The organism is Burkholderia sp. YIM B11467 (assembly GCF_052952715.1).
In genome coordinates this window covers 599195-619390 of record NZ_JBQVSQ010000004.1, presented here as the reverse complement: position 1 = coordinate 619390, position 20196 = coordinate 599195, and the positions used below count along the sequence as shown (strand labels likewise).

General features: G+C 68.6%; 17 protein-coding genes. 11 read left to right on the top strand and 6 right to left on the bottom strand.

What is annotated here, in order from left to right:
• Window positions 1-83: 83 nt before the first annotated feature.
• Entirely contained in the window at window positions 84-761 is a 678-nt protein-coding gene (locus ACTRWB_RS17910; protein WP_048249019.1) for a heavy metal response regulator transcription factor, read from the top strand.
• Window positions 758-2236 carry a heavy metal sensor histidine kinase gene (locus ACTRWB_RS17905; protein WP_446902713.1) on the top strand — a complete coding sequence of 493 codons (1479 nt, stop codon included), beginning with the start codon at window positions 758-760 and terminating at the stop codon, window positions 2234-2236. Before ACTRWB_RS17910 ends, ACTRWB_RS17905 begins: the two co-directional genes overlap by 4 nt.
• Here ACTRWB_RS17905 and ACTRWB_RS17900 read toward each other — a convergent pair.
• From ACTRWB_RS17900 to ACTRWB_RS17890, 3 genes are read right to left on the bottom strand one after another with little or no spacing between them, the layout of a single operon-like run.
• Complete coding sequence (locus ACTRWB_RS17900) at window positions 2217-3725, bottom strand: efflux transporter outer membrane subunit (RefSeq protein WP_446902712.1); 1509 nt, start codon at window positions 3723-3725, stop codon at window positions 2217-2219. The two genes, ACTRWB_RS17905 and ACTRWB_RS17900, sit on opposite strands and share 20 nt — an antisense overlap.
• 31 nt (window positions 3726-3756) lie before the next feature.
• Window positions 3757-5112 carry an efflux RND transporter periplasmic adaptor subunit gene (locus ACTRWB_RS17895; RefSeq protein ID WP_446902770.1) on the bottom strand — a complete coding sequence of 452 codons (1356 nt, stop codon included), beginning with the start codon at window positions 5110-5112 and terminating at the stop codon, window positions 3757-3759.
• A 49-nt stretch (window positions 5113-5161) separates the two neighbouring features.
• Window positions 5162-8392, bottom strand: coding sequence for an efflux RND transporter permease subunit (locus ACTRWB_RS17890; protein WP_446902711.1), 3231 nt, complete (start codon window positions 8390-8392; stop codon window positions 5162-5164).
• A gap of 269 nt (window positions 8393-8661) precedes the next feature.
• Between ACTRWB_RS17890 and ACTRWB_RS17885 the strand changes: the two genes are divergently transcribed.
• Window positions 8662-8940 (top strand): DUF4148 domain-containing protein, encoded by a 279-nt coding sequence (locus ACTRWB_RS17885; protein ID WP_343492824.1) that lies wholly within the window; start codon window positions 8662-8664, stop codon window positions 8938-8940.
• Between the two features lie 15 nt (window positions 8941-8955).
• A complete protein-coding gene (locus tag ACTRWB_RS17880) occupies window positions 8956-9183 on the top strand; it encodes a hypothetical protein (protein ID WP_446902710.1) in 228 nt (75 codons plus the stop codon).
• Between the two features lie 91 nt (window positions 9184-9274).
• On the opposite strand, the gene ACTRWB_RS17875 is transcribed toward ACTRWB_RS17880, so the two are convergent.
• On the bottom strand, window positions 9275-10663 hold the full coding sequence (locus ACTRWB_RS17875; RefSeq protein ID WP_446902709.1) for an MFS transporter: 1389 nt from the start codon (window positions 10661-10663) through the stop codon (window positions 9275-9277).
• Between the two features lie 129 nt (window positions 10664-10792).
• Window positions 10793-11716, bottom strand: coding sequence for a LysR family transcriptional regulator (locus tag ACTRWB_RS17870; protein ID WP_446902708.1), 924 nt, complete (start codon window positions 11714-11716; stop codon window positions 10793-10795).
• 118 nt (window positions 11717-11834) lie between these two features.
• Between ACTRWB_RS17870 and ACTRWB_RS17865 the strand changes: the two genes are divergently transcribed.
• From ACTRWB_RS17865 to yjfF, 7 genes are all read left to right on the top strand, one after another.
• Window positions 11835-12413 carry a YceI family protein gene (locus ACTRWB_RS17865; protein WP_446902707.1) on the top strand — a complete coding sequence of 193 codons (579 nt, stop codon included), beginning with the start codon at window positions 11835-11837 and terminating at the stop codon, window positions 12411-12413.
• Between the two features lie 19 nt (window positions 12414-12432).
• Window positions 12433-13038, top strand: a complete 606-nt coding sequence (locus tag ACTRWB_RS17860) for an FMN-dependent NADH-azoreductase (protein ID WP_446902706.1) — start codon at window positions 12433-12435, stop codon at window positions 13036-13038.
• Between the two features lie 36 nt (window positions 13039-13074).
• Complete coding sequence (locus tag ACTRWB_RS17855; RefSeq protein WP_193102533.1) at window positions 13075-13920, top strand: pirin family protein; 846 nt, start codon at window positions 13075-13077, stop codon at window positions 13918-13920.
• A 429-nt stretch (window positions 13921-14349) separates the two neighbouring features.
• Window positions 14350-15312 (top strand): ABC transporter substrate-binding protein, encoded by a 963-nt coding sequence (locus ACTRWB_RS17850; RefSeq protein ID WP_446902705.1) that lies wholly within the window; start codon window positions 14350-14352, stop codon window positions 15310-15312.
• Between the two features lie 61 nt (window positions 15313-15373).
• Window positions 15374-16888, top strand: coding sequence for a sugar ABC transporter ATP-binding protein (locus tag ACTRWB_RS17845; protein WP_446902704.1), 1515 nt, complete (start codon window positions 15374-15376; stop codon window positions 16886-16888).
• Window positions 16885-17925 carry an ABC transporter permease gene (locus ACTRWB_RS17840; RefSeq protein ID WP_446902703.1) on the top strand — a complete coding sequence of 347 codons (1041 nt, stop codon included), beginning with the start codon at window positions 16885-16887 and terminating at the stop codon, window positions 17923-17925. The genes ACTRWB_RS17845 and ACTRWB_RS17840 overlap by 4 nt, the downstream gene beginning before the upstream one ends.
• The gene (gene yjfF / locus ACTRWB_RS17835) at window positions 17922-19010 is read left to right on the top strand and encodes a galactofuranose ABC transporter, permease protein YjfF (RefSeq protein WP_446902702.1); all 1089 of its coding nucleotides are present in this window, start codon (window positions 17922-17924) and stop codon (window positions 19008-19010) included. Before ACTRWB_RS17840 ends, yjfF begins: the two co-directional genes overlap by 4 nt.
• A 97-nt stretch (window positions 19011-19107) precedes the next feature.
• Here the strand turns inward: yjfF and ACTRWB_RS17830 are convergent, their stop codons facing one another.
• Window positions 19108-20196, bottom strand: coding sequence for an aldose epimerase family protein (locus tag ACTRWB_RS17830; RefSeq protein WP_446902701.1), 1089 nt, complete (start codon window positions 20194-20196; stop codon window positions 19108-19110).

The following is a 20196-nucleotide window of genomic DNA, read 5'->3' as shown; positions in this document are numbered from 1 at the left end:
GTCGCGCCCGCGCGGGGCGGCGCGCCCGCAGCGATTCCCGGTAACATCGGCGCATGTCATCACCGAATGCGACGGAGCCGATCATGCGCATCCTGATAGTCGAAGACGAACCGAAGACCGGTGCGTACCTGAAGAAGGGGCTCGAGGAATCCGGTTTCAGCGTCGATCTCGCGAAGGACGGCGGCGAGGGGCTGACGCTCGCGCAGGAGGAAAGCTACGACGTGATCGTGCTCGACGTGATGCTGCCGGTGCTCGACGGCTGGAGCGTGCTGAAGCGGCTGCGCGACACGCACACGACGCCCGTGCTGTTCCTGACCGCGCGTGACGACGTGCAGGACCGCGTGCACGGCCTCGAACTCGGTGCCGACGATTACCTCGTGAAGCCGTTCGCGTTCGTCGAACTGCTCGCCCGCATCCGCACGCTCGCGCGCCGCGGGCCGCCGCGCGAGACGGAGCGTATTGCCGTGGGCGACCTGGAGATCGACGTCGTGCGCCGCCGCGTGAAGCGCGGCACGGTGCGGATCGACCTGACGCCGCGCGAATTCTCGCTGCTGCAGTTGCTCGCGCGCCGGCAAGGCGAGGTGCTGAGCCGCACGCAGATCGCGTCGTACGTGTGGGACATGAATTTCGACAGCGACACCAATGTCGTTGAAGTCGCGATCCGGCGGCTGCGCGCGAAGATCGACGACGCGTTCGCCGTCAAGCTGATCCATACGGTGCGCGGCGTCGGTTACGTGCTCGAACCGAAGGACGGCGCATGACGCTCGGCCGCTCGCTCGGCGCGACGCTTGCGCTCGCGTTCGGCGCGACCACGCTCGCCGTCTTCGCGCTCGTCGGCACGTATGTGTACAGCGGCCTCGAGCGGCAGGTGAGCGCGCAGGACGACCTCGACATCGTGCTCGCCGCGCGGCACACGCGCCGGCTGGCGGGCGAACTCGATTCGCTCGACGCGGTGCGCGCGCATGCGGACCGGCTGACGAGCCAGGTGCTTGGCAACGCGGCGCTGTCGCTGGCCGTCGCCGACGCGCAGGGCAACGTGCTCGCGCGCCACAACGTCGAGCGCACCGAGCTCGAGGATCTGCCCGAGGCATCGTCGCCCGCGCTGCCGGCGCGGCCCGCGTTACCCGATGCCGAACTGTTCCCGCCGCACGCGACGCCGGTGCCCGCGAACGACCGGATTACCGTCGACCGGATCGCGACGTGGACCGCCGACGGTGGCACGCCGGTGCGCGGTATCGTCGCCGAGGCCGCGCTGCGCGATCACACGCTGATCCGGATCGCGCTCGCGCGCAACATGAGCGATCGCGCCGCACTGCTCGACGGTTACCGCGACAAGCTGAAGATCGCCGGCGGCCTCGGCGCGCTGTTCGCGATGCTGCTCAGCTACTGGCTGATCCGCAGCGCGCTCGCACCGCTGCGCGAGATCGTCGCGAACACGGGCCGCATCACCGTCGACAAGCTCGATACGCGGCTCGATGCGTCGCGCGCACCGCGCGAGCTGACGGCGCTCGTCGACGCGCAGAACGCGATGCTCGGCCGCCTGCAGCAGGCGTTCGGGCACCTGTCGCAATTCAGCGCGGATCTCGCGCACGACCTGCGCACGCCGCTGAACAACATGCGCGGCGCGACCGAGGTGGCGCTGGCGCGGCCGCGTTCGGCCGACGAATACCAGGCGCTGCTCGAATCGAATCTCGAGGAATACGATCGTCTCGCGCGGATGATCGAGAACGTGCTGTTTCTCGCGCGCGCCGAGCATCCGGGCTTCGTCACGCGGCAACGCGCATTCGACGTGCACGACGAACTGGAGCGTATCGCCGGTTATTTCGAAGGGCTCGCCGATGAAGCCGGTTCGACGCTGCGCGTCGACGGGCACGGCCGGCTGACCGCCGATCTCGAACTGTTTCGCCGCGCGGTCAGCAACCTGCTCGCGAACGCGCTGCGCTATACGCCGGCGGGCGGCGTCATCGCGCTGCGCGTCGACGAAATGGCGGACGCGGTGTGCGTCGTCGTCTCGAACCCGGGCGAGCCGATCGATCCCGCGCTGCTGCCGCGTATCTTCGACCGCTTCGTGCGCGGCGACCCCGCGCGCAGCGGCGGCGTGCCGGGCGGCACGGCCGGGCTCGGCCTCGCGATCGTGCGGTCGGTGATGGAACTGCACGGCGGCACCGCGCGCGTCGAGAGCGACGCGGGCGGGACGCACTTCATCCTCACCTTCATCAAGACGCCGACGGCGTAGCGGCCGGGTGCCCGGCGGCGGTTGTGTCCGCACCCGTGTGCCAGCCGCCGCCCAGCGCGGTCAGCAGCCCGACCGCAGCCTCCATGCGGCGCGCGGCGATCTGGTCGGCCAAGCGCCGGTTCGTCAGCGCGATCGTCTGCGCGGTCACGACATCCAGGTAGCTGACCGCGCCCGCGTTGAAGCGGTTCGTCGTCAGCCGCAGCGACAGGTCGGCCGCATCGGTCGCGCGCTGCTGGCTACCGGCCTCCGATGCGAGCGCTTCGAGCGTGGACAGCTGATCCTCGACCTGCTGGAACGCGACCAGCACGGTCTGCCGATAGTCGGCGACCGTGCCGTCGTATTGCGCATGCGCGCCGCGCAGCGACGCGCTGCGGCGCCCGCCGTCGAACAGCGTGCCGGCGAGCTGCGAGCCGAGCGACCAGAACAGGCTCGGCGCGGTCAGCCACGGCGCGAAGAAGCCGCTTTCGAGACCGGCGCTCGCCGACAGCACGAGATCGGGAAAGAATGCGGCGCGTGCCTCGCCGATCTGCGCGTTCGCGGCTGCGACGCGGCGCTCGGCCGCCGCGATGTCGGGCCGCCGTTCGAGCAGTTGCGATGGCACACCGGCCGGGATCGCCGGCACGTCGAACGCTTGCACGCGCGGCGGCAGCGCGAACGTCGACGCACTTTCGCCGACGAGCGTCGCGATCGCATGCTGGAGCTGCGCACGGGACGCGTCGATGTCGGTGTCCTGCGTGCGCGTCGATTCCAGTTGCGTCGCGGCCTGCGCGACGGCCGACGCGTCGATCGCGCCGGCCGCGAGCTGTTGCTTCAGCAGCTTCAGCGCGTCGGCATACGCGTGCACCGTGTCGTCGAGCAACTGCTTCTGCGTATCGAGCGAGCGCAACGCGAAATAGTCGGTCGCGAGCGTGGACGTGACCGACAGCTTCACGGCCTGCAGGTCGGCCGCGCTCGCGTCGGCGTTCGCCTGCGCGCCGGTCACCGCGTCGCGCACGCGGCCGAACAGGTCGGGTTCCCAGCTCGCGGCGACGCCGGCCTGATAGTCGGGGGTCGTCTTGCCGGCGAGCGACGAGCCGAGCTTGTTCTGCGATATGCGCGAGCGGGTCTGCGCGACACCGGCCGTCACGGTCGGCAGGAACCCCGCATGCTGGTAGTCGACCATCGCGCGCGCCTGCTGGAGATCGGCGACGGCCTTCTTCACGGTCTGGTTCGAGATGTCGACGCGCGCTTCGAGCGCGTTCAGGTTGGCGTCGCCGAAGACGGTCCACCATGGGCCGCGCGACGCGGCATCGGCCGGTGCGGCGACGTTCCAGCCGGGCTGGGCGTTGGGGGCGCCCGAAGCCGGTACGCCAGCATAATGCGCGGGCACCGCGACGGAGGGCGGCGAATACGCAGGCAGCGTCGAGCACGCCGACAACGCGGTCAAAGAGGCGGCGACGCCGAGCACGACGACGCGGCGGGCGAACGGAAGCGGACGAAGGAAGCACATGACGGATCTCTCGCGGGTTTGCATCGGCGGATCAGCCGCGGGCCGGCGTGACAACCGCTGCCGGCATCGAAGCGGGCGCCGCCGCAGCGGCGCGCGGTGCGGCCTTCGCACCGGTAACCGGGCCGGTTTGCGTGGCCGGCGCCGCGCCATGCGCGACCGCCACGATCTTCACCGCCTCGCCGGCCGTTATCGAATCGCCCGGGTTGTCGATCACGCGATCGCTGGCGGCGATCCCCGACACGATCTCGACGCGCGTGCCGAAATCGCGCCCGATCTGCACGATCTTCAGCGCGGTGGTGCCGTTCGCGGCGACGGTCGCGACCGTCACGCCGTTCGGCCGGAACAGCAGCGCGCTGACCGGCAGCTCGAACGCGGGAGCCGCGCTCGGCACGAGCAGGTGCGCCTGCGCATACGCGCCGGGCATCAGCGCGCCGTCGGCGTTGTCGACGTCGATCTCGACGCGCAGCGTGCGCGTGACCGGATCGATCGCGCCGGCACTGCGCGCGACGCGCGCGGCGAAGCGCCGCGCCGGATATTGCTGCGTGGTCAGGTAGACCGACGTGCCCGTCGTCACGCCGGCCGCGCTGTCCTGCGGCACGTCGACGAACACGCGCAGCGTGCCGGTCTGTTCGAGATGGAATAGCTCGCCGGACAGGCCGGGGCTGCCCGGCGTGCCGCCCGCGGTGACGAGCGTGCCGACGTCGACGTTGCGCGCGGTGATCACGCCGTCGAACGGCGCCGCGACGGTTTCGTACGACACCAGCTCGGTCAGGTGCGCGACGTTCGCCTGCGCGGAGGCCAGCATCGCGCGCTTCGCGTTCATGTCGGCGACCTTCGTGTCGGTGTCCTGCTGCGATACCGATTGCGTTTTCAGCATGTCCTGCCAGCGCTGCGCGGTCGATTTCGCGTAGTCGTAGTTCGCCTGCGCGGTCGCCGCGTCGGCGCGCGCCTGCCGCAACTGCGCGTCGAGGTCGGGCGCGGTGATCTGCGCGAGCGTCTGCCCGGCCTTCACGTGCGCGCCGATGTCGGCGTTCCAGTGCGCGATATAACCGCTCGTGCGCGCATAGATCGACGCCTCGGCATACGGCATCACCGAGCCCGGCAGCGTCAGCGTCTGGTCGGCGGGCGCGGTGCCCGGCAGGATCACCGTGACCGGCAGCGCCTGCTGCGCGGCCACCTGCACGCGTTGCGCGGCACGCGCGTCGATGCGCGGCACGATGCCGGCGGCCAGCAGTGCGGCGGCCACCGCGATCGCGACGAGCGGAGCGGTCAGCCTGCGGCTGCGGCGCGGCGGCGACGGGTCGGGCGCCGCGTCGCGGGCGGTCGGCGGCGCCGTGTCCGCTTCGGCGGCCGGTGCGGGGGCGAGGGGTTCGGTCGAGTCGTTCATGATGGGGTCGAGGTCGGGCGAGTCGAAGGGAGTCGGCATGAAGCGGCGATCAGGACAGCGCCGGCGTGTCCTGCGCGCGGCGCGCGGCGGCCGCGTCGCGGCGCCGCTCGAGCCACGCATGGACGAAGCCGAACAAGACGGGCACGAACAGCAGCGTCGACAGCGTGCCGAACGCGAGCCCGCCGATCACCGCGCGGCCGAGCGGCGCGTTCTGCTCGCCGCCGTCGCCGAGGCCGAGCGCCATCGGCAGCATGCCGATCAGCATCGCGAGCGCGGTCATCACCACCGGCCGGAAGCGGCTGAAGCCCGCATCGAGCGCGGCCTGCCACGGCGGCGCGCCGCCCGCGATCAGCTCGCGCGCCGCGTTGACAACCAGAATGCTGTTCGCGGTCGCGATGCCGATGCACAGGATCGTGCCGGTCAGCGCGGGCACTGACAGCGTCGTGCGCGTGACGAACAGCATCCATGCGATGCCCGCGAGCGACGCGGGCAGGCCGCCGACGATCACGAGCGGGTCGAGCCACGATTGGAAGTTGACGACCATCAGCAGGTAGACCAGCGCGATCGCGAGCGCGAGGCCGCCGAGCAGCCCGGCAAACGATTCGTGCATCGCCTGCACCTGGCCGCGCAGCACGATCGACGAACCGGGCGGCAATTGCGCGCGCGCGTCGTCGACGAGCTTCGTCACGTCGGCCGTGACGCCGCCGAGATCGCGCCCCTGCACCGACGCGAAGATGTCGAGCACCGGCTGCACGTTGTAGTGCGATACGACCGCCTGCTGCGTCGCGCGCGAGAAGCTGCCGAGCGCGCCGAGCAGGTTCTGCGCGGGCGCACCGGCCGCCGGGCCGCCGGCCGGCGTCTGCGGCGAACGGGCGGTGCCCGCGGGCAGCGGCACGTTCGCGAGCGCCTGCAGCGAATCGACCGAATACTGCGGCGTCTGCACCATCAGCGGATAACTGACGCCGTTGCGCGGGTCGAGCCAGAAGTTCGGCGTCGTCTGCGAACTGCCGGACAGCGCGATCAGCAGGTTCTGCGCGACGTCGCGCTGTTCGAGGCCGGCCTGGATCGCCTTGGTGCGATCCACGTTCACGTTGATCGCCGGCTCGTCGCCGGGCTGCTGGATGCGCGCGTCGACGAGGCCGCGCACGCCGCGCAGCTTCGCGAGAAGCGCGTTCGCGACCACGCGGTTCTGGTCGAGCTTGTTGCCGACGATCTGGATGTCGATCGGCGCGGGCAGCCCGAAGTTGAGGATCTGGCTGACGATGTCGGCCGGCAGGAATGCGAACGTCACGCCGGGGAACGACTGCGCGAGCAGGTTGCGCAGCTTCGCGACATAGGCGGCAGTCGGCGCGTGGTTCGCCTTCAGCGTGATCATCACGTCGGCGTCCTCGGTGCCGATCGGGTCGGACGAGTCGTACGTGAGGTTGATCCCGCTCACCGGCACGCCGATGTTGTCGAGCACGCTCGCGATGTCGTTCGCGGGAATCACGTCGTGGATGCGTGCTTCGACCTCGTTGGTCAGGCGTGCGGTTTCCTCGATCCGCGTGCCGGTCGGCGCGCGCAGGTGCAGGCGGATCTCACCCGTGTCGACCGACGGGAAGAAATCCTGCCCGGCGAATGCGAACAGGCCGGTCGACGCGGCGCACGCGAGCAGGAAGGCCGCGGCGAAACGGCGGCGGCGCGCGATCACCGCCGACAGCAGCGCGCGATAGCGCAATCGTACGGCTTCGAAACGATGCTCGAACGCGGCCTGGAAACGCGCGATCCGTGCGAACACGCCGCGCGGCGGCTTGCCGTGCCCCTTCGCGCGCATCAGCGCCATCGCGAGCGTCGGCACCAGCGTGCGCGAGAAGAAATACGACGCGACCATCGCGAAGATCACCGCCTCGGCCATCGGCACGAACAGGTAGCGTGCGACGCCGGTCAGCAGGAACATCGGCACGAACACGATGCAGATCGACAACGTGGACACGAAGGTCGGCACCGCGATCTCGCCCGCGCCGGTCAGGATCGCGTCTTCGAGCGGCGCGCCGCGTTCGAGGTGATGCGTGATGTTCTCGATCGCGACGGTCGCGTCGTCGACGAGGATCCCGACCGCGAGCGCGAGCCCGCCGAGCGTCATGATGTTGATCGTCTGGCCGAGCGCGGCGAGCGCGAGCAGCGATGTGAGTACCGCGAGCGGGATCGACACCGCGATGATCAGCGTCGCGCGCCAGCTGCCGAGGAACAGCAGGATCATCAGCGCGGTGAGGCACGCGGCGATCAGCGCCTCGCGCACGACGCCCTGGATCGCCGCTTTCACGAACACCGACTGATCGCCGAGCGCCGATATGTGCAGCGCCTTCGGCAGGCCGGCCGCGATCTTCGGCAGCATTGCCTTGACCTGGTCGATGATCGTCAGCGTCGATGCGCTGCCGGTCTTCTCGACGGTCAGCAGCGCCGCGCGCTTGCCGTCGGCGCGCACGATGTTGGTCTGCGGCGCGTAACCGTCGCGGACATGCGCGACGTCGCGCACATACACGACGCTGCCGCCGATCGTCTTCACCGGCAGGTTGTTCAGCGCGGCGACCGTCTGCGTGCTGCCGTTCATCTGCACGTTGTATTCGCGCGTGCCGATTTTCGCGGTGCCGCCGGGCAGGATCAGGTTCTGCGCGTTGATCGCGTTCACCACGTCGATCGGCGCGAGCCCCTTCGCCTGCAGCGCGCGCGTGTCGAGATCGACGACGATCTGGCGGATCTTGCCGCCGAACGGCAGCGGCACGGCCGCGCCCTGGACGGTCGCGAGCTGCGTGCGGATGAAGCTGTTGCCGAGGTCGTACAGCTGCTGCTCGGCGAGCGTGTCGCTCGACAGCCCGAGCTGCAGGATCGGCACCGTCGACGCGTTGTACGTGATGATGTTCGGCGGCAGCGTGCCGGGCGGCAGGATCCGCAGGATCGACGCGGAATTGCTCGCGGCTTCCGCGATCGCGCGATTGATGTCCGCGCCGGGGTGGAAGAAGATCTTCACGACCGACACGCCGTTCAGCGATTGCGATTCGATGTGCTCGATGTCGTCGACGTCGGACGTGAGCGCGCGCTCGTAGTTCGACGTGATGCGCTTGGCCATGTCCTCGGCGGAGAAGCCGTTGTACGACCAGACGATGCTGACCACCGGAATGTCGATGTTCGGGAAGATGTCGGTCGGCGTGCGCAGCATCGCGAGCGGTCCCGCGATGAAGATCAGCAGCGCGAGCACGACGAACGTATAGGGCCTGCGCAACGCCAGCCGGACGATCCACATGAGTTTGTTCCTCGAAGCAGGGCAGGGGCGCCGCATTCGATGCGACGAGCGTGCAGTCTGCCGGCGCCGCGTTGACCCGGCCCTGACTCGAAGATTACGAAACTGTTATCTGCGCGTTGAGCCGCAGATTTCAGGATTGTCATGTGGCGGTCAGCGTCGTGCCGGCCGCGATGACCAGAATGAAGGTGTCGGGCGGCGAACCGCATCCGCGGCACCGCCGGCGGCGCATCGACGATGCGTCCTCATCGAACCGTTCCGGGAGTTTCATCATGAATCGCAAACTGATCGCAGCCACCGCGCTGCTCGCACTCGCAATCGGCACGCCGGTCGCCGCTTTCGCACAGACGTCGTCGTCCGGCCTGACCCGCGCCGACGTGATCGCCCAGTTGGTCCAGGCGCAGCGCGACGGCACCGTGCCGACGTCGAACTGGGACTATCCGCCGAGCACGCAGACGATCTCGCGCAATGCCGAGCTGTATGCGATCGCGCACGGCGAACCGGGCACCGCGACCGCGTCGACGTCCGTGCCGTCCGTCAATACGCAGTAAAACGGGAGCAGGGCGATGAAGGTTCTTTCCCGACTGGCGATCGCCGCGCTGCTCGCGGCGGCGGTCGCTCCGGCCTTGGCGCGCGGGATGCCGCAACTGCCCGATGACGACGGCGGGCGCGCCAGCGTGTTACGCGAGTTGAATCCGACGCGGGTGAGTGGCGACACGCGGGCGCACGCTGCAAGCGTCGTTTCGAATCAGGGTCGCGACACCGACAGGAAGGCGGTGGCATGCCGGAACTGAGCCGCGGCGACGGCCGGCATGCGTTCCGGTTTCGGCGTGAACCGGCGGACGCACGCGCGGCATGCATGCAACCGCGCGATCGTCTCGGGTGTCAGGTATTCGGCGAAACCTCGGTCGCCGCAGGCACCGCCACCGCGACCGATTCGTCGGTCAGCGCCCACCGCTTCACGAGCCCCGCGATGACGAGCACGGCCACCGCACCCGTCAGCGGCGCAACCGCCATCATCGGGAGAATCTGGCCGAGCCCCAATCCCGCGCTCAGGATGGCTGCGCCGGCAAACGCGCTGCCGATGGCGCCCAGCCGCCCGAACGCATGCATCCAGCTCAAACCGGTGGAGCGCGCAACGGTCGGGTAGAAGCGCGCGGTCAACGCGTTCATCCCCGTATTGGTGCCGGGAATGAACCATCCCCACGCGAAGGCGAGCACCTGCAGCGCGCCGAACGTCGACTGCATCCCATGGACTGCCCAGAGCGACACGGCCGCCAGGCAAAAGCTCAACGCGATCGTCCGGTATCGGTCGAAGCGATCCATCAGCCAGCCGATCGCGATCGAGCCCAGCGTGCCGCCCCAGTTCAGGAAGCCGACCATGATCGCGCCCTGCGCACTCGTATAACCGGCCTCTTTCGCCATCGTCGGCAGCCAGTTGTAGAGCAGGTAGGTGACGAACAACCCGACGAAATAACACAGCCAGATGAGGACCGTGCCCGCGACGTAGCGCTTCGACAGGATGGTGCCGATCGCGCCGCCTTTCACCCTGGGCTGGGCCGGCAGGAAGAACGACGTATCGGCCGGCACGCGCGTCCGGCCGATCGCGGACAGAATCTTCGCGATCCGTTCGGGACGCTTGTTCTGAACCGTCAGGAATGCCACCGATTCCGGCAGCCAGCGCATCAGAAGCGGCACGCACACCACGGCCAGCGCGCCACCGACCGTGAGCATCGTGCGCCATCCGTAGCTCGGAATGATCCAGGCCGCGATGAAGCCGCACAGTGCGGCACCCACCGTGAAGCCGCTGTACACGATCGTCACGAGGAACGAGCGCCGGCGTTCCGGCACGTACTCGGACCACAGCGTCACGACGTTCGGCATCACGGCACCGAGACCGAGCCCGGTGACGAACCGGATCGGCAGCATCGTCGCGAGCGACGTGGCGTGCGCGGTGGCCAGCGTCCCGAGGCCGATGATCAGCACGCTGGCGACCAGCACGCGCTTGCGCCCGAAGCGGTCGGCAATCGGCCCGCCGAGCAGCGCACCGGCCGCGAGACCGAACAGCGCGGCGCTCAGTACCGGCGCCAGCGCGTTCTTGGTGACGCCCCATTCCTTGATGAGTTCGGGGACGACGAAGCCGATGATGACGGTATCCCAGCCGTCCAGCGAGATCACGACGAACGTCAGGAACCCGACCAGCCACTGAAACGGGCTGACCGCGCGCGCGTCGATGAATTCACGGACATTGATGGACCTTCCTGATGCCGGCATGGCTGTCTCCTGCGATGGGCACCGGGCCCTTGTATGGCGTCGGTCGGACCCCGACGCGATGCCCCGCAGTGTTGGATCGCCGAAATTCCGCGTCCAACAAGAAATTCCGTTTACGCCGACAAGGAAACGTTATCGGTCAGCGTGGCTCGCTGGTTGCCCGGGCATGCCGTCGCCCAGTTTTTCCAGCAGGAACTCGGCGAAGAGCGCGACAGCCTGCGGCAGCGGCGGGCGGCTCGTATAGACGAGCTGCAGGCCGAGGCCGGTGCTCGAGCGTCGATAGGAGGGCAATACCCGCACGAGTTTTCCTTGCTCGATCGCCGGTTCGGCGAGCAACTGCGGCAGCAGCGCGATCCCGAGCCCGGCGACGCACGCCTGCACCACCACGCGCATGTCGTTCACCGAGAAGCGGCCATCGATTGCGATTTCCTGGGTACCGCGCGGCCCCTGCAGGCGCCACATGCTGCGGCCCTGGCGGCTGGAAACCGTCAGGCAATCGTGTTCGGCGAGATCGCGCGGCGTGCGCGGCGCGGCGCGCCGTTCCAGATACGCGGGGCTGGCCGCGAGGATCATCGTGCCCGGCGCGATCCGGCGCACGCGGAAGCTGCCGCCGGTCTCGATCCCCATCCGCAGCGCGAGGTCGATGCGCTCGCCGATCAGGTCGGCCGGCGTATCGTCGAGCAGGAAGTCGATGCTGATCTGCGGATAACGCGCATAGAACTCGGCCAGCCATTCGAGCCGGAAGAATTCGAACAGGCCGGCCATCGCGGTGACGCGAACCGTGCCGGACGGCTCCTGCCCGTCCGCATGCTGCCGCTCGATCTCGAAGATCCGGTCGAGCGCCGGCGCATAGCGCTCGAACAGCGCCTGACCTTCCGTGCTCGGCGCGAGCTTGCGGGTCGAGCGATGCAGCAGGCGCGTGCCGAGTTGCCCTTCGAGCTGGTCGATGCGACGGCTCAGCGTATTGGCCGGCATGCGCAGGCGTCGCGCGGCCTCCGAGAAGCTGCCGGCGCGGACGACCTGGACGAACAGCGCGAGATCATTCAGATCGAGCATCGGATTCCTCCAAAAATGGATTAATCAAATCCTATTTATCCGTCTAGTGTAAAGCAGCTTCAGTCTCCATACTCGTATCACGCTACAGACGAACACCTGACGTCCCAAGGAGATTGAATTGAACAAGCATCTGACGATCGCGGCGGGCGCACTCGCCGCATCGCTGTCGTTTTCCGCATTCGCGGCCGCGTCGACGTATCAGCTCGATCCGGACCATACGTACCCGAGCTTCGAAGCCGATCACATCGGCGGCCTGTCGGTCTGGCGCGGCAAGTTCGACAAATCGAGCGGCACCGTGACGCTCGATCGTGCCGCCAAGACGGGCACCGTCGAAGTGACGACCGCCATTGCGTCGGTGCATACGGGCAGCACGAAGCTCGACCAGGACCTGCAATCGAACCAGTTCTTCGATGCGTCGAAGTTCCCGGACGCGACCTACAAGGGTGCGATCACGTTCAACGGCGACAAGCCGGCGACGGTCGTCGGCAATCTCACGATGCATGGCGTGACGCGGCCGCTGACGCTGAAGATCGATTCGTTCAAGTGCATGCCGCATCCGATGCTCAAGCGCGAAGTGTGCGGCGTCGATGCGGTGGGCGAGTTCGATCGCAGCGAGTTCGGCGTCGATTTCGGCAAGACGTACGGCTTCAGCATGAAGACGCGCCTGCTGATCACGGCCGAAGCCCTCAAGCAATAAGCCCTTTCGGAGAACCCTCATGAAACTGCTGCATATCGATTCCAGCATCCTCGGCCAAGGCTCGGTCAGCCGTGAGCTGTCGGCGGAAGCCGTCGCGACTTTCCGTGGCCGCAACCCGGGCCTCACGGTGACGCGCCTCGATCTCGCCGCGACGCCGATCGGCCATCTGACGGCCGACCACCTTGCCGCCGCGCAAGGCGCGCCGATCGACGACGCGCTGAAGGCGGACGTCGAGATCGGCCAGCGCGCGCTCGACGAATTTATCGCGGCCGACATCGTGGTCGTCGGCGCACCGATGTACAACTTCGGCATTGCGTCGCAACTGAAGGCGTGGATCGACCGCATCTCCGTCGCCGGCAAGACGTTTCGCTACGGCGAGAACGGGCCGATCGGCCTGTGCGTCGGCAAGAAGCTGGTCGTCGCGTCGTCGCGCGGTGGCGTGTACAGCGAAGGCTCGCCGGCGGCCGCGTTCGATCATCAGGAAACCTATCTGAAAGCGGCGTTCGGCTTCCTCGGCATCACGGACATCACGTTCATTCGCGCGGAAGGCGTGGCGATGGGGCAGGACAAGCGCAGCGGCGCCATCGCATCGGCGAAGGAAGCGGCGGCTGCGCTCGCGGCCTGACGCAACGCGCCGGATACCAGCTACTGGAGAACCACCATGTCGAATGCCACGCAACCCGCAGTCGCCGTCGCCGAGCGTCACGTCGTGTTCCGTACGCGCGGCCACGCGCACGGGCCGGTCGTCCGGATGGCGAGCCCGTCCGACGTTGGCGAGATGATCAAGCCGTTCGTCTTTCTCGACCTGATCGATACGCAGGCGCCGCTGGGGCAGCCGGCCTTCGGCTGGCATCCGCATTCGGGGATCGCGACGCTGACGCTCGCGATCGACGGACGCGGCACCTACGCCGAATCCACCGGCCACGCAGGCACGATGGAGGCGGGCGACATCGAATGGATGAGCGCCGGGCGCGGCGTCTGGCACACGGGCACCGTCGTGCCGCCGGTCAAGGCGTTCCAGTTGTGGGTCGCGCTGCCGCCCGGGCGCGAGCTGGCGCCGGCGTTCAGCCAGCACCTGTCGATCGACGACATCCCGTCGGACGGCCCGGCGCGCGTGCTGCTCGGCCGCAGCGGCGACGCGGTCAGCCCGATCGATGCGCCGCCGGGCATCAACTACTTCGTCGTGACCCTCAAGGCCGGCGAGCGCTGGACCTGTCAGCCGCAGCAGGGCGCGCGGGTCGGCTGGACGGCCGTGATGGATGGCAGCCTGCTTACGCCGGACCCGGTCGGGCAGGGCGAGCTGGCGGTGTTCGACCCGTCCGACGCCGCCATCGAATTCGACGCTGTGACCGACGTGCGCTTCGTGGTCGGCACGGCCATCCCGCATCCGCACGATCTCCATCTGGGCAACTACTCGGTGCACACGAGCGCGGCCGCGCTGGTGGAGGGCGAGCGTGAAATCGTGCGCATCGGCCACGAACTGCGCGCCAAGGGTGCATTGCGCTGATCCGGCAGACGCCGTTTCATGACGACGCAGGGCATCGACGAGGGCAAGCGCTGGCTTGCCCTCGTCGTGCTGTGCGTGGGCATGCCGATGATCGTACCGTCCGCCGCCTCCCCCTGAATCCGAAGCAGACCCCAATCTCCCTTTCTGCCGCCGCCTGCCGTCATTCCGTTCACGGAATCGTGACGCCGCGTGCCCGGCACTGCCGCCACGCCGGGCTTCCCCGCGCATCAGTGTTTATACGTATGCCGATATCGGTATCGCTCCCATCCAAGATTTCATTGGAAGGTTATCGGACTTGTTCCTAGACTGATGCGGGGCATGCAGACCGGGCCGGACGGACGCACCGGCCGGCGCCGCCCCGAACCGCGTTTGCGCCAAGCAGAACCAGAACAGCGCCGCGGAATACAACGACATCATCGGAGACGGACCATGACATTCATCAGGAAGCTGGCGGCCGGTGCGATCGTCGCCGCGGCGACGGTACTGGCGCCGAGCGCGTTCGCCCAGCAAAAGCCGATCACGCTCGGGTTCTCGCAAGTAGGCGCCGAGAGCGCGTGGCGCACCGCGAACACCGTGTCGGTGAAGGGCGCGGCGAAGGACGCCGGCATCAACCTGAAATTCTCGGACGCGCAGCAGAAGCAGGAGAACCAGATCCGCGCGATCCGCTCGTTCATCGCGCAGAAGGTCGACGTGATCGCATTCTCGCCGGTCGTCGAGTCGGGCTGGGAGCCGGTGCTGACCGAGGCGAAGGCCGCGCACATCCCGGTGATCCTGACCGACCGCGGCGTCGACGTGAAGGATCCGTCGCTGTACGTGACGATGATCGGCTCGGACTTTCTCGAGGAAGGGCGCCGCGCCGGCCACTGGATGGAAGAGCACTACAAGAACGACGCGGGTCCGATCAACATCGTCGAGCTGCAGGGCACGGTCGGCTCGGCACCGGCCAACGATCGCCGCGCGGGCCTGCTCGAAGTGATCAAGAACAATCCGAAATTCAAGGTGATCGCGTCGCAGAGCGGCGACTTCACGCTCGCCGGCGGCAAGCAGGTGATGGAAGCGTTCGCGAAGACCTACGGCAAGCAGATCAACGTCGTCTATGCGCACAACGACGACATGGCGCTCGGCGCGATCCAGGCGATGGAAGAGGCCGGCATCAACCCCGGCAAGGACGTGAGCGTCGTGTCGTTCGATGCGACCAAGGGCGGCTTCCAGGCGATGGTCGCCGGCAAGATCAACGTCGACGTCGAATGCAGCCCGCTGCTCGGCCCGCAACTGATGAGCGCGGTGAAGGACGTCGTCGCCGGCAAGCAGTTGCCCAAGCGCATCGTGACGAACGAGACGGTGTTCCCGATGAACGTCGCGGCGCAGGTGATGCCGACCCGCAAATACTGACCTGGCCCGCATGGGCGGCGGCGTCGTTGCCGCCGCCGGCAACCGCTTCGATGGAGGGTTGATGACGAATCCGCCGGTGGTCGAGATGATCGACATCGACAAGTCGTTTCCGGGCGTCAGCGCGCTGCAGCGCGTGAGCTTCCGGCTGTTTCCGGGCGAGATCCATGCGCTGATGGGCCAGAACGGCGCGGGCAAGTCGACGCTGATCAACGTGCTCACCGGCGTGCATGCGCACGATGCGGGCGAGATTCGCGTCGGCGGCGAGGTGGTGCGCTTCGCCGCGCCGCGCGAGGCCGAGGCGGCCGGGATCCAGACGCTCTATCAGGAAGTGAACCTGTGCGCGAACCTGTCGGTCGCGGAGAACATCTTCGCGGGCCGGCAGCCGATGCGGCGCGGCGCGATCGACTGGAACGCGATCCATGCACGGGCGCGCGCCGCGCTGGCCGAACTCGACCTGTCGCTCGACGTCACGCGCTCGCTCGACGCGTATCCGATCGCGGTGCAGCAGATGGTCGCGATCGCGCGCGCGGTGTCGGTCGATGCGCGTGTGCTGATTCTCGACGAACCGACGTCGAGCCTCGACGACGGCGAGGTCGCGCGGCTGTTCGACGTGCTGCGCCGGCTGAAGGCGTCGGGCATCGCGATCCTGTTCGTCACGCATTTCCTCGAGCAGACCTACGCGGTGTCCGACCGGATCACCGTGATGCGCAATGGCGAGCGCGAAGGCGAATATCTGGCGCGCGAACTGCCGGTCGACACGCTGGTCGCGAAGATGACGGGCCGCGAACGGATGTCCGACACGCTACAGGCGGGCGCCGCCGCGGTCGAGCGGACCGCCGGCACGGCCGCGCCGTTCCTGTCGCTGCAGCAGGTCGGCCGGCGCGGGATGATGAGCCCGCTCGATCTCGACGTGCGGCCCGGCGAGATCGTCGGGCTGGCCGGGCTGCTCGGCTCGGGGCGCACCGAAACCGCGCAACTCGCGTTCGCCGCGGAGCGCACCGACACCGGCGCGATCGAGATCGACGGCACGCGCAAGCGGCTCGCGTCGCCGCATGATGCGGTCCGGCACGGGATCGCGTATTGCCCGGAAGACCGCAAGAAGGAGGGCATCGTCGCCGCGCTGTCGATTCGCGAGAACATCATCCTCGCGCTGCAGGCGCGGCGCGGCTGGTGGCGGCTGATCGGACGCGCGCGCCAGCGCGAGATCGCCGACACGTATATCGCGCGGCTCGGCATCAAGGCGCGAGACGCGGAGCAGCCGATCGGGCTGCTGTCGGGCGGCAACCAGCAGAAGGTGCTGCTCGCGCGCTGGCTCGCGACCGATCCGAAGCTGCTGATTCTCGACGAGCCGACCCGCGGCATCGACGTCGCCGCGAAGTTCGACATCATGGAGCGCGTGCTCGCGCTGTGCGCGACCGGGCTCGCGATCCTGTTCATCTCGTCGGAGATCGGCGAGGTCGTGCGCGTGAGCCACCGGATCGCGGTGCTGCGCGACCGGCGCAAGGTCGCCGAACTGACCGGCGCCGACGCGTCCGAAGAGCAGGTTTACCGGCTGATCGCGGGAGGCCAGTCATGATGCGTGTGCGCACGCTGTTTCGTCATCCGCTTGCGTGGCCGGTGCTGACGCTCGCGCTGCTGTTCGCGCTCGACGTCGCGCATCGTCCGGGCTTCCTGGCGATTTCACTGCTCGACGGCCACCTGTTCGGCGCGCCGATCGACATCCTGAACCGTGCGGCACCGCTCGTGATCGTGTCGCTCGGCATGACGCTCGTGATCGCGACGCGCGGGATCGACATTTCCGTAGGCGCGATCGTCGCGATCGCCGGTGCGGCCGCGGCGATCGTGCTCGATGCGGACCCGTCGCGGGTCGGCGTGGCGCTGGCCGCGGCGCTCGGCGTCGGGCTGCTCGCGGGCGCATGGAACGGCCTGCTGGTCGCGTTCGTCGGGATGCAGCCGATCATCGCGACGCTGATCCTGATGGTGGCCGGACGCGGCGTCGCGCAACTGCTGACGGGCGGCCAGATCATTCCGATCGGCGCGCCCGGCTACCTCGCGCTCGGCGGCGGGTATCTGGCGACGGTGCCGTGCTCGGTGTGGATCGCGGTCGCGACGATCGCCGCGACCGCGCTGCTGGTGAACCGCACGGCGCTCGGGCTGTTCATCCGCGCGATCGGCGTGAACCCGGTCGCGACGCGGCTCGTCGGGCTGCGCTCGGGCGCGGTCGTGTTCGGCGTGTATCTGTGTTCCGGCGCGATGTCGGCACTCGCCGGCATCCTCGCGAGCTCGAACGTGCGCAGCGCCGACGGCAACAACGCGGGGCTGCTGCTCGAACTCGACGCGATCCTCGCGGTGACGCTCGGCGGCACGTCGCTGCTCGGCGGCCGCTTCAGTCTGGCCGGTTCGGTGCTCGGCGCGCTGATCATCCAGACCTTGACCTACACGACCTATTCGATCGGCGTGCCACCGGAGGCGACGCTGGTCGTCAAGGCGGTCGTCGTGATCGTCGTGACGCTGATCCAGTCGGACGCGGCGCGTGCGCTCGTCGTCCGGCACGCGTCGCGGCTGCTGCCTTTCGCGCGTTCGCGCGCCACTCCCGGAGCGACACCGCGATGAACCGATTCCTTGGCCGGCTCGCCGACCCGCGCACACTGCCGATCGTCGTGACGATCGTGCTGTTCGCCGCGCTGTTCGGTTTCGGGTCCGTGATGTACACGGGATTCTTCTCGATGCAGGTGCTGACCGGGCTGTTCGTCGACAACGCGTTCCTGCTGATCGTCGCGATCGGGATGACGTTCGTGATCGTGTTGGGCGGCATCGACCTGTCGGTCGGCTCAGTCGTTGCGCTGACAACGATATTCTGCGCGGTCGGCGCCGAGCGGCTGCACTGGCCCGTGTGGGTGATCGTGCCGCTGGTGCTGGCGTTCGGCGCGCTGTACGGCGCGGCGATGGGTGCGTTGATCCATTATTTCCGGCTGCAGCCGTTCATCGTCACGCTGGCCGGGATGTTTCTCGCGCGCGGCGCGTGCTTCCTGATCACGACGCAGTCGATCACGATCAACGAACCGACGTTTCATGCGATCGCGGGTATCAGCGTGCCGGTCGGCGGCGGCACGCTGAGCGCGGGTGCACTGGTCGCGCTCGTGACGCTGGCCGTCGCGATCTACGTCGCGCATTTCACGCGCTTCGGCCGCAACGTGTACGCGATCGGCGGCAATGAGCGCTCGGCGCTGCTGATGGGGCTGCCGGTCGCGCGCACCAAGATTGGTGTCTATGCGTTGAGCGGGCTGTGTTCGGCGCTCGGCGGCGTGGTGTTCACGCTGTACGTGTTGTCGGGCTACGGATTGCAGGCGCAGGGGATGGAGCTCGACGCGATCGCCGCGACCGTGATCGGCGGCACGTTGCTCACGGGCGGCGTGGGTTACGTGATCGGCTCGGTGTTCGGCGTCGGTATCCTCGGCACGATCCAGGTGCTGATCACGTTCGACGGTACGTTGAGCTCGTGGTGGACGCGGATCGTGATCGGCGCGCTGCTGTGCGTGTTCTGCGTGCTGCAGCGGGTCATCGAGCGGCATGCGGCGCGGCGGCGTACCGGTGGCACGGGGCTCGACCCGCAACGACCGAAGCGCGACACCGCGCACGCGCGGCCGGCCGAGCCCGGCGAGGACGCGGCGCTCGTCTCGACGATGCGCCGCGTGTAGTGGATCGCGCGACGCGCGCTGCGCCGTGCCGAACGACGGCGCAGCGGCGCGACCGGTGCTTGTCGCGAATGCCTGTCGAAGGCGGCCACCGCGTGCGTTACGCGCGAACGGCTACCCGGTACAGCGTGGTCTGCCGATAGACGGCGCCCGGCTGCAGGATGACGTCGTCGCACAGGTCGGCCATGTTGACCTGATCCGGAAAGCCACCGGCTTCGACGCACAACGCCGCGTGTCGCGCGCAACGCGTGCCGCCGCTCACGCGCACGTCGTCGAGATAGTTGCCCGTATAGAGTTGCAGGCCGCGCTGATCGGTCGATACGACCAGTTCGCGGCCGCTTTCCGGATCGTAGATGCCGGCGACGGGCCGGACCGCGCGTGCGCCGTCGCGCAGCACGAAGCAGTGATCGAAGCCGTGCGCCCGCGCGAGTTGCGCATGCGGCCAGTCGAGGCGTGCGCCTAGCGGCGCGCTCTGCCGAAAGTCGAAGGCCGTGCCGGTCACATCGGCGGTGCCGGTCGGGATCAGCGCGTCGTCGACTTCGAGGAACGCGTCGGCGTCGATGCTCAGCACGTGGCCGCGCACGTCGCTGCCCGCGCGGCCGCTGAGATTGAAATAGCTGTGATTCGTCAGGTTGAGCGGCGTGCGTGCGTCGGTGACGCCGGTGTAGTCGATCGTCAGCGTGCCGTCGTCGTCGAGCGTGTAGCGAACCAGCACGCTCACGTTGCCCGGAAAACCCGCGTCGCCTTCCGGCGAATCGAGCCGCAGCGTCAGCCCGCCGCAGTCGTCGACGACTTCCCAGCGCTGGCGGTGAAAACCGCTCGCGCCGCCGTGCAGCAGGTTGTCGTTCTCGTTGCGATCGAGCGAGTAGTCGACCCCGTCGAGCGTGAAGCGCGCGCCGGCGATCCGGTTCGCCCAACGGCCGATCGTCGCGCCGAGGTAGACACCCGATTCGAGATATTCCGCGGGCGTGTCGTGCGCGAGCACGATATCGGCGAAGCGTCCGGTGCGGTCGGGCGCGAGCCACGACACGACGGTCGCGCCGAGATCGCTGACGACGACGCGCATCCCGTGCGTGTTGCGCAGCGTGTAGCGCCGCACCGGTTCGCCGTCGGGCAGCGTGCCCCACGGCTCGGAGGACACGCGGGCGACGCCGGGCGTCAGGCGGGGGGAATCGGTATCGATGTGCAT